Raw genomic sequence first — 13949 nt, 5'->3', positions numbered from 1 at the left:
AGGAGCAACACATGTCTCTTGAAGGCAAAACAGCGCTGGTAACGGGTGCAACTCGCGGGATCGGAAAGGCCATTGCAAAGGCGCTGGCAGATCAGGGCGCCATGGTGGTCGGTACGGCAACCAGTGAGAATGGCGCCGAGTCGATTTCCGCTGACCTGAAAGCAGCAGGCGCGAAGGGTTTCGGTATCGTAATGAACGTCGCCGACCCAGACAGCATCGAGGCTGGCCTGAAGGAAATCAACGAGAAAGCCGGTGCGCCGGCGATCCTGGTCAACAACGCAGGGATCACTCGTGATAATCTGCTGATGCGGCTGAAGGACGATGACTGGGCGTCGGTGGTGGAAACCAACTTGTCCAGCGTCTACCGGACCAGCAAGGCCGTATTGCGGGGAATGGCCAAGGCGCGATGGGGTCGGGTGATCAATATCAGCTCGGTTGTGGCTGGTATGGGTAACCCCGGACAGGCCAACTATTGCGCTGCCAAGGCCGGAGTTGAGGGTTTTACCCGCAGCCTGGCGAAAGAAATGTCGAACCGGGGCATTACCGCCAATTGCGTAGCGCCCGGATTTATCGATACGGATATGACCCGAAAACTGGACGACAAGCAACGCGAGGCTATGATGGAAGTCATACCTGCCGGTCGTCTGGGTGAGCCGGAAGAAGTGGCTGCGGTGGTTGCCTTCCTGGCGTCGGAGGCCGCTGGTTACGTGACGGGCGAAACGATCCACGTGAACGGCGGTATGTACATGGGATAGTCCCTGCGGGGACGTGTGCGCAAACCCTTGTCGCACAACATGTTTGAATGGAACCCCTGCTTGTTTGCAGGTATGGTTTAAACTAAACTGGCAGCACTTAAGTTGCTTGGTTGACACAAAAGTGAGGACATTATGAGTACAGTTGAAGAGCGCGTGAAGAAGATCGTTTGTGAGCAGTTGGGCGTTAAAGAGTCCGAAGTTCAGAACACATCTTCTTTTGTAGAGGACCTTGGCGCTGACTCACTGGACACCGTTGAGCTGGTCATGGCACTCGAAGAAGAGTTCGAGACCGAGATTCCCGACGAGGAAGCGGAAAAGCTGGCGAGTGTCCAGGACGCGATCGACTACATCGTCGCGCACACCTGATACTCTGCACGCTTTATCGCCAGGCAAAAAGCCGTCCATGTGACTAGACATCGGACGGCTTTTTTATTGGCAGGAATTCCAGTCCATGATCAGCAAGGAACTCAGGTGAAGGGGTATGGCTAAACGACGTGTTGTAATCACAGGCATGGGAATGCTCTCGCCACTGGGTAACGATGTGGATTCGTCCTGGGACGGCATTTGTTCCGGTCGCAGCGGCATTGCCGGAATCGACCGTTTTGATACCACCGGATACAACACACGAATCGGCGGTGGCATCAAGAACCTGGATATTGAACCGTACCTGTCCACGAAGGACGCCAGAAAACTGGATGCCTTCATTCATTACGGCCTGATCGCCGCTCAACAGGCGGTAGATGCCAGTGGTCTTGATGACTACACCGATCTTGATCGTGAAAGGGTAGGGGTTGCCATCGGCTCAGGCATAGGCGGTCTTGAATACATCGAGAAGAACGTGATCACGATGGAGAAGTCCGGGCCGCGAAAAGTGTCTCCCTTCTTTGTGCCAGCCTCCGTAATCAACATGATTTCAGGAAACGTGGCTATCCGCTTTGGCTATAAGGGCCCAAACATCGCCATCGTGACAGCCTGCACGACCGGCACCCATAACATTGGCTATGCAGCGCGCACCATTGCTTACGGTGATGCCGATGTGATGTTGGCCGGCGGTTCGGAAATGGCCACCACCCGAAGCTCAATTGCCGCGTTTTCGGCAGCGCGTGCGCTGTCCACCCGCAATGACGACCCGGAAAAGGCCAGCCGGCCGTGGGATCGTGGCCGGGACGGCTTTGTGCTCAGCGACGGCGCCGGCGTGCTGGTGCTGGAGGATCTCGAGCACGCGAAACGCCGTGGTGCCACCATTCATGGCGAAGTGATCGGTTTCGGTATGAGCGACGATGCGTTCCATATAACTGCTCCCCCAGAGAACGGTGAGGGTGCCGCGCGCTCCATGAAGAATGCGATTCGCGATGCCGGGCTCGGCGCCGACGACATCGACTACATCAATGCCCATGGCACTTCGACGCTCGTGGGAGACCTGGCAGAAGTGTCTGCCGTGAAATCGGTATTTGCCGACCACGCTTACAAGTTGGCTGTCAGCAGCACCAAATCCATGACCGGGCACTTGCTTGGCGCTGCCGGGGCCGTTGAGGCGATTTTCTCGGTATTGGCGATCCGGGAAGGTATGCTGCCGCCGACCGTCAACCTTGACGATCCCGATGATGGTTGTGACCTGGATTTTGTGGCCGGTAAGAGCCGCAAAGCTGATGTCCGGGTTGCGTTGTCCAACTCTTTTGGCTTTGGTGGTACAAACGGCACCCTAATTTTCCGTCGTTACGAGGATTGACCGGGTTGTGTTGAACGTTATTCGCCCCGACGGCAATGGAGTTTCAGCGACAGACCGGGGGTTGGCCTACGGTGATGGGTTGTTTGAAACCATCCGTATGCGTGGCCGGCAAGCCGTGCTGCGCTCATACCATCTGGATCGTATGGTGGCCGATGCCGGCCGCTTGGGCATTCCGGTTGAGCGCAGTGACCTGGATGCTGAAATTAGCCGCTCGGGTTGCGATTTGGCGTCCCAATACGGCGACGACTGGGTGCTGAAGCTCGTCCTCACTCGAGGGAGTGGCGGGCGAGGTTATCGGTCTCCTGTCGAGTGTGAGCCAAGCCTGATTGTCACCTCCTCTCCGATGCCCATACTTCCCCCGCCGGGAGGAGTGGTTGCAGCGCTGTCCAAGTTTCCACTCACCGTGAATCCGAGGCTGGCGGGTATCAAGACCCTGAACCGGCTGGAGCAGGTGATGGCAAGCCGTGAGTTCAGTGGCGAGGAATTCGAACTGATCATGGCGAACGCCGACGGGCAGTTGCTTGAGGGGACGCGAACCAACCTCATTATCAGGATGGAGGGAGAGTGGGTAACCCCTCCGGTTGAGAGCCTTGCAGTGGCCGGCGTCATGCGGCAGTTCGCCCTTGAGTGTCTGCACGCATCCGGCCATACCATCCGGGAGCAGATCATCCCGCCCGAATTGCTGTCGTCGCCGGGGCTGCGCGGAGTGTATCTCGTCAACAGCGTTGTCGGTATTGTCGCGGTTCGCAGATTGGGCAGCGTTGATTTGCCAGTTGATGATGAGCTTGAGACAATCTGCGACCCTCTGAAAACTTTGGAATAAAAGCTTGTTCAAGAAGTTACTCATCTGTGTGTTGTGTCTCTCCGTCCTAGCGCTTGCCGGGGGTGGTCTCTGGTTATGGCAGGGGCTTCAGACCCTTGAGCAACCTGTAGCGTTGGATGAGCCGGTTCTGTTCAGCGTGCCCTCCGGGAGCGGTTACGGTCAGGTTGCGCGTAAACTCGAAGCGGAAGGCCTTGTGGGCGACAGTCTGTGGCTGAAGATTCATGGTCGTCTTTACCCGGAGCAGGCGCTATTAAAGGCTGGCGAATATGAGTTCACCGATGGCATGACCAGTCTCGACATGATCAATGCGATGGTCGCCGGTGACACCAAACACTGGCAGATTCAGTTTATTGAAGGCTGGACCTTCCGTGACATGCGCGCCGCGCTCGCCAGCAGTGAGCGTCTTGGGCAGGTGACCGCCGACTGGACCGACGACCGGATCATGGAAGAGATGGGTGCCAACGGGTCGCATCCTGAAGGCCGCTTCTTTCCGGATACCTATCTGTTTACCAGCAGTGAAACCGACCTTGATCTGTTACGCAGGGCCTTTGAGCGAATGGAAGAGGTGCTTGCGACGGAATGGCAGGCCAAGGCTGAAAACCTGCCTTACGATTCTCCCTATGACGCTCTGATTATGGCGTCGATCGTTGAGCGCGAAACCGGTGCGGTTCATGAGCGGGAGGAAGTGGCCGGCGTCTTTGTCCGGCGCCTGGAGAAAGGTATGAGGTTGCAGACCGATCCTACGGTCATCTATGGGATGGGAGAGAAATACCAGGGGCGTATCACTCGCAAGGATCTGCGAACCCACACTGACTACAATACCTATCGGATCGACGGACTTCCGCCCACGCCCATCGCGTTGCCCGGCCGGGAAGCGATTCATGCGGCGCTGAATCCGGCTGAAGGCGATACGCTCTACTTTGTGGCGCGTGGCGATGGTACCCACAAGTTTTCGAAAACCCTGGCGGAGCACCAGAAGGCCGTGAGGGCGTTTCAGCTCAACCGCCGTTCAGACTACCGTTCCTCTCCAGCTCCGTCTCCGGATACAACAGCGGAAGAGGGTGGCCAATGACCCGCAGAGGGCAGTTTATTACCTTTGAAGGTACGGAAGGGGTTGGTAAGTCCACTCAACTGGCGAACGCCGCAAGTACGCTGGACGCGCTTGGCGTTGAATGCGTTGTAACCCGAGAGCCCGGCGGCACCCCGATGGCGGAGTCCATCCGCGAGCTGTTGCTGGCGCCGCGTGATGAGCCCGTGAACGAAACCACCGAGCTGCTGCTGATGTTCGCCGCCAGGGCGCAACACCTTCATACGCGTATTCTTCCTGAATTGGAGGCTGGTCGCTGGGTTCTGTGTGACCGGTTCACCGACGCCACCTTTGCCTATCAGGGGGGAGGGCGTGGTGTGCCCGCCGATCGCATAGCGTTACTGGAAAGCCTGGTGCAGGGCACGGTGCGCCCGGATCACGTTATCCTGCTGGACGCACCGGTGGAAACCGGTATGACCCGTGCCCGCCATCGGGGGGATCTGGACAGGTTCGAACAGGAAGCGGTAGCGTTTTTTGAGCGAATACGCGAGACCTATCTTGCTCGCGCCGCCAGCGCGCCGGGCCGTTATCACATCGTGGACGCCTCCCAGCCGGTTGAGGCGGTTAGCGACGAGGTCGCGGGCCTGCTTCGGAGTCTGGTGAATCGGGCGTAGTCGTGCAAGTTTGCCGATGATCTGCTTTAATTGAGCTACATTCTCAGGAAATTTCCGGATCGCGGGCATGTTGGACGCACGTTTGCTCAAGCTTCCCACCGCTTCACACCATCATCGTCACGAGCATCATCAGATTGTTGTCGGTGTTCGTGGAGAGGCCGACCTGAGTGTGGATGGAACAGGTTCACACCTGGACACCTGGCGAGCCTGCCTGGTGCCCACTGAAGCGCGCCACGATTACTGTGGTGATCTGCAGAACCATGTTCTGGTTATCAACCTCGATCCCTACATGCCGGCCATCAATAGTCCTGGGCACAGTGAGTATGAAACACTCGCGCCTCTGTTTGAGCGGCCGCGCACACTGGTTCTGGACAATAAGCTGCAAGGGCTGGTTCAGTTCGTGGCGGGAGAGTTCGATCGCTCGCCGGATAATCAGGATATGCAGCGGCACATGGGGGCAAGCATCCTGCACTGCATGGCCGGGCGCATGAACGAAGGCAGGGAGGTTCGCCAGAACCGCCATGCCATCAGCCCCGACACGATCCGCCGTTACATCATGGAGAATATCCAGCGAAAGATAACGGTGAGCGATCTTGCCGGTGTGGCCTGCCTCAGTGTCAGCCGCTTCCACGAGATGTTTCGTAATGTGACGGGTATTACCCCCCACCAGTTTCTGCTCCAGACCCGGCTTGACCAGGCCGTGCAATTCCTGACCATGACATCCCTTTCGGTCTCCGAAATCAGTTACCGGACTGGATTTTCCTCCCAGAGTGCCCTCACCAACGCGCTCAGAAAACACAAGGGTACGACGCCCTCCAGGTTGCGTTTTGGTGACAAAGTCGCCTGATTTGTTAAAAAAGCCTCATTTTCGGACGAATTTACAAAAGAATCGTAGGATTTTGTAAGCCTGAAGTCCGTAGTAATACTAACTTAACAGGGTAGCTGATCACGTCACAGCGCAGTACGGTACGTACGCGTTGCCTGACCCAACCATAATAAAAGTTCGAGGGGCCCGGCCATAGACGGGAACCGTCGGCGAGGCGCTCAGATGTTCAATGCAAGCAAGGTGCTCGAGCCTGCATTTCAGGAACAGCCAAAGTCGTTCTTCTGGCAAGCGATTACTGCCAACTACGCCGTCGACGAAACACGTTACCTCAACGAACTGATCCCCCTTGCCCAAAGCGATGCTTCTGAACATCGAGACGTCACTGAAACGGCAACGAGCCTGATCAGAAAGGTCCGCGAGCAGGACGACTCCGTCCATATGGTCGACGCACTGCTGCAGGAATACAGCCTGGATACCGAAGAAGGCATTCTGCTGATGTGTCTGGCCGAGGCGTTGATGCGTATCCCCGACAAATACACCGCCGATGCGTTGATTCAGGACAAGCTGTCGGACGCTGACTGGAAGAAGCACGTGGGCCGCAGTGAGTCGACCCTGGTCAATGCCTCCACCTGGGGGCTGCTGCTGACTGGTCGTGTGGTCAAGATGGATAAACGACTGGACGGTTCCCCGTCCAGTATCTGGAAGCGTCTTATCAAGCGTAGTGGCGAGCCGGTCATTCGGAGCGCGATGTACCAGGCCATGGCCATTATGGGCAAACAGTTCGTGCTCGGACGGGATATCGACGAAGCATTGAGGAACGCCCGCGAGTACCGGGATTTGGGCTACACCTACTCCTTCGACATGCTCGGCGAAGCGGCAATGACCAGGGGCGACGCTGACCGTTACCTGAAGGACTACATGGATGCCATTGAGTCCGTGGGAACCGATACCTACCCGGACAGCCGGGCACCAGCGCCCTCAATTTCCATCAAGCTATCAGCCCTGCACCCTCGATACGAGGCGTCCCAGGAAGAGCGGGTTCTGGAAGAGCTTTACGCAACAGTCATTGACCTGCTGACGTTTGCGCGGGAAAAGAAGGTATCCATTACCATCGATGCCGAGGAAATGGATCGGCTGGAAATCTCGCTAAAGCTGTTTGAGAAGGCATTTACATCACCGGTTGCAAAGGGGTGGGGTGGTTTTGGCCTGGTTATCCAGGCCTATTCCAAGCGTGCTTTGCCGGTATTGTGCTGGTTGACCAAACTGGCGAAACAGCAGGGTGACGAGATCCCCATTCGCCTGGTCAAAGGGGCCTACTGGGACACCGAGATCAAAATCTGCCAGCAGTTGGGCCTGGAGGGCTACCCCGTATTTACGCGCAAAGAGGCTACCGACACCTCCTATCTGGCGTGTCTGCGTTATTTGCTGAGTGACTACACCGAAGGAGCGTTGTATCCGCAGCTTGCGAGCCACAACGCCCATACGGTTTCCTCGGTTCTGACCATGGCGAGGAACAAAGGGCGCAGGATCGAGTTCCAGCGCCTGCACGGTATGGGAGACGCCCTCTACAACAGCATCCTTGAGGACAACAATCTTCCGGTTCGCATCTACGCCCCTGTGGGAGCTCACAAGGATCTGTTGCCGTATCTGGTACGACGGCTGCTGGAGAATGGGGCAAATTCCTCATTTGTTCACCGGTTGGTGGACGCGGCAACGCCCATAGAGGCTCTGGTGCAGAATCCGGTTCAGGAACTGCAGGGATACGACTCACTGCCCAACGACCGAATTCCATTGCCCGTCGATATCTTTGGCAACGAGCGGCGCAACTCCAAAGGGATGAATATCCATGTAGCGGCTCATCTGGATCCGTTGCTGAATCATCTTGGCCAATGGGCAAAGAAACGCTGGGAAGCTGCACCGGTCATTGGCGGCGAAAAGCGCCGGGACGGAGCGCGGAGTGATATCCATGCGCCCTACGATCGCTCCCAACACGTTGGTCAGGTGTACTGGACGACCGAAGCCCAGGCGGAAGAAGCCCTGGTCGTTGCAACGGAAGGTTTTGTTTCCTGGCGGGAGCGTCCGGTGGAGGATCGTGCCGCCTGTCTCGAGCGATACGCCGAGCTGATGGAAGCAAATATGCAGGAGCTGATGGCGATCTGCTGCCGTGAAGCCGGGAAAACCATACAGGATGGTATCGACGAGGTGCGCGAAGCCGTCGATTTCTGTCGCTATTATGCCCTCCAGGGCAGATCCCGCTTTGGCAAGGCCTTGGCTCTACCTGGCCCCACGGGCGAGAGCAATGAGCTTTACATGGAAGGGCGGGGCGTCTTCCTCTGCATCAGCCCCTGGAATTTCCCCCTGGCTATTTTTACTGGCCAGGTGATGGCGGCGTTGGTGGCAGGAAATGCTGTTATCGCCAAGCCTGCGGAGCAGACAAGTCTGGTTGCTCAACGGGCTTTTGAGCTGATGTTGGAAGCTGGCTTCCCACCCGACGTGATTCAATTTTTACCCGGTGATGGCGCAACAATCGGCGGCAAACTGACCCCGGACCCCAGAATTGCCGGCGTCGCCTTCACCGGCTCTACACAGGTAGCGCACATACTCAATCGCACTCTGGCGCAGCGTGAGGGGGCAATTGTGCCCCTCATCGCCGAGACCGGCGGACAGAATGCCATGATTGTGGACAGCAGTGCGCTGCCGGAGCAAGTGGTCAGAGATGTCATCCAGTCCGCTTTCGCCAGTGCCGGGCAGCGTTGCTCGGCACTGCGTGTGCTCTATATCCAGAAAGAGGTCGCTGAGCGCACAGAAAGCCTGCTGGCAGGCGCCATGCAGGAACTGACGGTCGGCAACCCTGAGCGTCACAGCACCGATGTCGGACCGGTGATTGATCAAGAAGCGCGGGATGGTCTGAAAGCCCATCTGACCGAGCTTGGTAAACATGCCAGGTTGGTATCGCAGGCGCCAATACCGGAGGCCTGCCGCGACGGCTACTTTGTTCCACCGTCCGCCTACGCCATTTCAAGTATCAACGAGTTGAAAGACGAACACTTCGGCCCTGTTCTCCATATAGTCCGCTACACTGCAGAGAAGCTGGACGATGTGATCGATGAAATTAATGCGGCGGGTTATGGACTTACCCTGGGTATTCACAGCAGAAGTGAGTCCACAGCGGCCTATATCGAGCGGCGGGTAAAAGTGGGCAATACCTACGTTAACCGAAACCAGATTGGCGCGGTTGTTGGTGTTCAGCCTTTCGGGGGGCGGGGACTTTCCGGTACCGGTCCCAAAGCTGGCGGGCCGCACTACCTGCTACGGTTTGCGACGGAGAGAACCCGCACCATCAACACCACAGCGGTGGGTGGAAACGCGTCACTGTTGTCGCTTGGCATTGAAAAGGTTTGATAGGGCGCTTTGCTCACAAGGCAGTGCGGAACGAAAACCTGAACGATAGGAGGTAAGTATTGAGATGGGGAGGCAGGCGTTGTAAGCCGTAGCGCCTTAATGACGTGAGTAGTTTAGCGAGTCAAAAAAACAAAGGGTGCGACTACCGGGTTCACCGTGGTAAGCGCGCTAAACGGTCGGAGTTGATTCCGTCCATTTGAACTGGAGGAGTTTCATGGCTATTGGAGTTTGGATCAGTCTATTTGCTTACTTTGCGCTCATGATCGCCATCGGCGTTTATGCCATGCGCAGAGCTACGTCTTCATCCGAAGATTACATGTTGGGTGGGCGAGCCCTCAGTCCAAAGGTGGCGGCCCTGTCGGCTGGTGCTTCGGACATGAGTGGCTGGTTGCTTCTCGGGTTGCCCGGGGCGCTGTTTGCATCGGGCCTGGGTTCGGCCTGGATCGGTATCGGCCTGCTTGTGGGCGCGTTCTTTAACTGGACCCTGGTAGCGCCACGTCTTCGAGAACAAACGGTTCACTATGGCAATGCGATTACCATCCCGTCCTTCCTGGCCAACCGGTTCCCGACACAGGCGCTTTCCTTGCGTACCGTGTCAGCCATCGTCATCGTTGTCTTCTTCGCGGTTTACACGGCATCCGGCCTGGTTGCGGGCGGCAAGCTGTTTGAGAGTGCGTTCTCCGGCATCTTCAATTTCGGTGGTTTGAGCGACTATGCGGTTGGTATCGTCATCACGCTGGGTGTGGTGTTGGCCTACACCGTGGTCGGCGGGTTCCTGGCAGTAAGCATGACGGACTTCGTACAGGGCTGCATCATGATGCTGGCACTGGTCATCATGCCGGCGGTTGTCCTCTTTGGTGAAGGCGGCGGTGGTTTCGCCCAGGCGTCCCAAACCCTGAACGAAGTCGACCCTACGCTACTGTCGTGGACGGAAGGCCTGACGCTCATCGGTTGGTTGTCTGCGGTAACCTGGGGTTTGGGCTATTTCGGCCAGCCACACATCATTGTGCGTTTCATGGCGATCCGTACGCTGGATGAAGTACCGACTGCCCGCAACATCGGCATGTCCTGGATGCTTATCTCCCTGATTGGCGCCGTCTCCCTCGGTGTGTTTGGCCGGGCGTACGCGATTCGCAATGGTATGAATATCGAAGATCCGGAAACGATCTTTATCCTGCTCTCGGACCTGCTGTTCCATCCGCTGATCACAGGCTTCCTCTACGCGGCACTGCTTGCTGCAGTCATGAGTACCATTTCCAGCCAGCTGCTGGTGTCGTCTTCTTCACTGACCGAAGACTTCTATCGCCTGTTCCTGCGTAAAGAAGCGACCGACAAAGAATGCGTCGGCGTAGGCCGTGTGTGTGTTGTACTGGTAGGCCTGGTAGCTGCGGTTATTGCCTCCGACCCGAACTCTCAGGTTCTGGCCCTGGTCAGTAACGCCTGGGCAGGCTTCGGCGCCGCATTTGGCCCGCTGATTATCCTGTCACTGATGTGGCCGCGCACAAACGGCGCTGGCGCCATCGCAGGCATGGTTGTGGGTGCTGCGACTGTCATGATCTGGATCTCTCTGGGCTGGAACGGTGAGTTCATGGGTGGTCCTGGCGTGTACGAGATCATTCCTGGCTTCATTGCTGCTTTCATTGCCATTATGGTGGTGAGCTCGGTTACTGAAGATGCCGGTGAGTATCAGCACATCACCCGGTAAACAGGCGCGTTTTCAACGCTCTGAGTAAGAACAGGGGCTCCTTCGGGAGCCCCTTTTTTGTAGGTCTGTTTACAAGGGGCTGGGCCCGCCGCGGGGTACCTTTTCTTCTGGGAAAAAGAACTCGCTGCGCTCAGACACCTTTTCCCCGGCAGAAAAGGCACCCCACACCGTGCCCGATCTGACTCGTAACGTTTACTTCAAACAAAAAAACGCCAGCCCGAAGGCTGGCGTTTCCATGGAGCTAAACCAGAAGGTCAGGTTTTAAGCAACGTTCGCTTCAGACGCCTTCTTGGTGTAGTTCTCCATCTGGTCGAAGTTGAGATACTTGTAGATCTCTTTCGACATGCTGTTCAGGTCCTTGGCGTACTCCATGTACTCCGCCGGAGACGGGAGTTTGCCCAGTACCGCACCAACCGCTGCCAGTTCCGCAGAGGTCAGGTACACATTGGCACCATCGCCCAGACGGTTCGGGAAGTTACGGGTGGAGGTGGACAGCACCGTGCTCTTGGCTGCCACGCGGGCCTGGTTACCCATGCACAGGGAGCAGCCCGGCATTTCGGTGCGAACACCGGCGGTGCCGTAGGTGTTGAAGTAGCCTTCTTCCATCAGCTGCGCCTGGTCCATCTTGGTAGGCGGAGACATCCACAGGCGGGTCTTCAGCGGCTCCTTGTTCATCTCCAGCAGCTTGCCAGCAGCGCGGAAGTGGCCGATGTTGGTCATGCAGGAACCGATGAACACTTCGTCGACCTTGTCGCCGGCGACTTCGGACAGGAACTTGGCGTCGTCCGGGTCGTTCGGGCAGCACACGATCGGCTCTTTGATGTCAGCCAGATCGATTTCCACAACGTGGGAGTACTCGGCGTCTTTGTCGGCACGCATCAGCTTGGGATCGGCAATCCACTCTTCCATCTGCTGGGCGCGACGCTCCAGGGTGCGCGGGTCGCCATAACCTTCGGCGATCATCCAGCGCAGCATGGTGATGTTCGAACGCAGGTACTCAGCCACGGACTCTTCAGACAGGTTGATCGTACAACCGGCTGCGGAACGCTCAGCGGAAGCGTCAGACAGCTCGAACGCCTGCTCAACGGTCAGGTGCTCAAGGCCTTCGATTTCAAGGATGCGACCGGAGAACTCGTTGATCTTGCCTTTCTTCTCAACGGTCAACATGCCTTGCTTGATGCCGTACAGTGGGATCGCATGTACCAGATCGCGCAGCGTGATGCCTGGCTGCATTTCGCCCTTGAAGCGAACCAGGACGGATTCCGGCATATCCAGGGGCATAACGCCCGTCGCTGCAGCAAACGCCACCAGACCGGAACCGGCCGGGAAGGAGATGCCCATTGGGAAGCGGGTGTGAGAGTCGCCGCCGGTACCGACAGTGTCCGGCAACAGCATGCGGTTCAACCAGGAGTGGATGATGCCATCGCCCGGGCGCAGGGAAACACCGCCGCGGGTGCGGATGAAGTCCGGCATGGTGTGCTGCATTTCCACGTCAACCGGCTTCGGATAGGCGGCGGTGTGACAGAATGACTGCATCACCAGGTCGGCCTGGAAGCCCAGACAGGCCAGGTCTTTCAGTTCATCACGGGTCATCGGACCAGTGGTGTCCTGGGAGCCGACCGTAGTCATGTGCGGTTCGCAGTAAGTGCCGGGGCGAACGCCTTTGTCTTCTTCCAGACCGCAGGCCTTGCCGACCATCTTCTGACCCAGGGTAAAGCCTTTGGTGCCTTCTTCCGGATCATTCGGCAGACGGAAGATGTCTGTGGCGCCCATGCCCAGTGCTGCGCGCGCCTTGGCGGTCAGGCCACGGCCGATGATCAGCGGAATACGGCCGCCGGCCTGAACTTCGTCCAGGATAACCTCTGACTTGAAGCCGAACTCCGAGATGGTTTCACCCGCCTCGTTCAGGATCTTGCCTTCGTAGGGACGGATGTCGATAACGTCGCCCATGTTCAGGTCGTCAACCGGTGCTTCGAAAACCAGGGCGCCAGCATCTTCCATGGTGTTGAAGAAGATCGGGGCTACTTTGTTACCAATGCACACGCCACCGGCGCGCTTGTTCGGAACACCCGGAACGTCGTCACCGAAGAACCACAGTACTGAGTTGGTGGCAGACTTACGTGAGGAGCCGGTACCAACAACGTCGCCTACGAAGGCAACGGGCAGGCCCTTGGCTTTGATGTCGTCGATCTGACTCATTGGGCCAGTAACACCGGGCTCTTCCGGCTTCAGGCCATCACGCTCCATTTTATAGGCAGCGCGGGCGTGCAGCGGGATGTCCGGACGGGACCAGGCATCGGGAGCCGGTGACAGGTCGTCGGTGTTGGTTTCGCCGGTAACCTTGAAAACCACCATCTTGGTGCTTTCGGGAACCTTCTTCTTGTTGGTGAACCACTCGGCGTTGGCCCAGGATTCAACCACAGCCTTGGCGACCGCGTTGCCGGCGTCCATCTTTTCCTTCACATCGTTGAAGGCATCGAACATCAGCAGGGTGCGCTTGAGCTTTTCGCCGGCCTGTTCGGCCAGTTCAGAATCGTCCAGCAGGTCGACCAGGGTCGCGATGTTATAACCGCCCTGCATCATGCCCAGCAGATCAACGGCCTTTGGCTTGTCCAGCAGGGGAGACGTTGCTTCACCCTTAACAATGGCGGTCAGGAAAGCGGCTTTTACATAAGCGGCTTCGTCCACACCCGGCGGAACGCGGTTTTCAAGCAGATAGACCAGCGTCTCTTCCTCGCCGGCTGGCGGGTTTTTAAGGAGATCGACCAGTGCGGCGGTCTGCTCAGCGTTCAGAGGCTTCGGGGGAATGCCCAGAGCCTCGCGTTCTGCAACGTGTTCACGATAGGCTTCTAACACGATATGGACCCTCATCAGTTGGAATGTCCCGCGCCTTGGGCGTCGTTGCCTGGCGGGAGTTTTATGGCGAAAAGGCGCTAAGTTGGCGCTGCATTCTATAGGAAACCCCTTATAAAGTTAAGTTGGACTGTGGTCGGATATTGTGGTTTGTT

The 13949-nt window shown here is 57.4% G+C and carries 10 protein-coding genes; 9 read left to right on the top strand and 1 reads right to left on the bottom strand.

All coding sequences use genetic code 11. The annotated features are described in order from the left end of the window. Window positions 1-11 precede the first annotated feature (11 nt). From fabG to putP, 9 genes are all read left to right on the top strand, one after another. Entirely contained in the window at window positions 12-755 is a 744-nt protein-coding gene (fabG, locus tag AAGD24_RS13005) for a 3-oxoacyl-ACP reductase FabG (protein WP_007154070.1), read from the top strand. 132 nt (window positions 756-887) lie between these two features. Then, complete coding sequence (acpP, locus tag AAGD24_RS13000; protein ID WP_007154069.1) at window positions 888-1121, top strand: acyl carrier protein; 234 nt, start codon at window positions 888-890, stop codon at window positions 1119-1121. Window positions 1122-1236: 115 nt separating this feature from the next. Then, the gene (gene fabF / locus AAGD24_RS12995; RefSeq protein WP_085680092.1) at window positions 1237-2484 is read left to right on the top strand and encodes a beta-ketoacyl-ACP synthase II; all 1248 of its coding nucleotides are present in this window, start codon (window positions 1237-1239) and stop codon (window positions 2482-2484) included. A gap of 7 nt (window positions 2485-2491) precedes the next feature. Further along, window positions 2492-3307, top strand: coding sequence for an aminodeoxychorismate lyase (pabC, locus tag AAGD24_RS12990; RefSeq protein WP_085680094.1), 816 nt, complete (start codon window positions 2492-2494; stop codon window positions 3305-3307). Window positions 3308-3311: 4 nt separating this feature from the next. Beyond that, the gene (gene mltG, locus AAGD24_RS12985) at window positions 3312-4379 is read left to right on the top strand and encodes an endolytic transglycosylase MltG (protein ID WP_085680096.1); all 1068 of its coding nucleotides are present in this window, start codon (window positions 3312-3314) and stop codon (window positions 4377-4379) included. Next, window positions 4376-5008 (top strand): dTMP kinase, encoded by a 633-nt coding sequence (gene tmk, locus AAGD24_RS12980; RefSeq protein WP_085680098.1) that lies wholly within the window; start codon window positions 4376-4378, stop codon window positions 5006-5008. Before mltG ends, tmk begins: the two co-directional genes overlap by 4 nt. A gap of 67 nt (window positions 5009-5075) precedes the next feature. Then, complete coding sequence (locus AAGD24_RS12975; protein ID WP_085680100.1) at window positions 5076-5855, top strand: AraC family transcriptional regulator; 780 nt, start codon at window positions 5076-5078, stop codon at window positions 5853-5855. A gap of 201 nt (window positions 5856-6056) precedes the next feature. Further along, window positions 6057-9236 carry a bifunctional proline dehydrogenase/L-glutamate gamma-semialdehyde dehydrogenase PutA gene (gene putA, locus AAGD24_RS12970; RefSeq protein WP_085680102.1) on the top strand — a complete coding sequence of 1060 codons (3180 nt, stop codon included), beginning with the start codon at window positions 6057-6059 and terminating at the stop codon, window positions 9234-9236. A gap of 214 nt (window positions 9237-9450) precedes the next feature. Beyond that, window positions 9451-10941, top strand: a complete 1491-nt coding sequence (gene putP / locus AAGD24_RS12965) for a sodium/proline symporter PutP (RefSeq protein ID WP_085680104.1) — start codon at window positions 9451-9453, stop codon at window positions 10939-10941. A 261-nt stretch (window positions 10942-11202) separates the two neighbouring features. Here the strand turns inward: putP and acnB are convergent, their stop codons facing one another. Beyond that, a complete protein-coding gene (gene acnB, locus AAGD24_RS12960; protein WP_036205853.1) occupies window positions 11203-13797 on the bottom strand; it encodes a bifunctional aconitate hydratase 2/2-methylisocitrate dehydratase in 2595 nt (864 codons plus the stop codon). Between the last annotated feature and the right edge of the window lie 152 nt (window positions 13798-13949).

This window comes from Marinobacter sp. M5B, assembly GCF_042604615.1.
GTDB lineage: Bacteria > Pseudomonadota > Gammaproteobacteria > Pseudomonadales > Oleiphilaceae > Marinobacter > Marinobacter salarius.
This window is presented reverse-complemented; position numbering and strand designations above follow the sequence as displayed.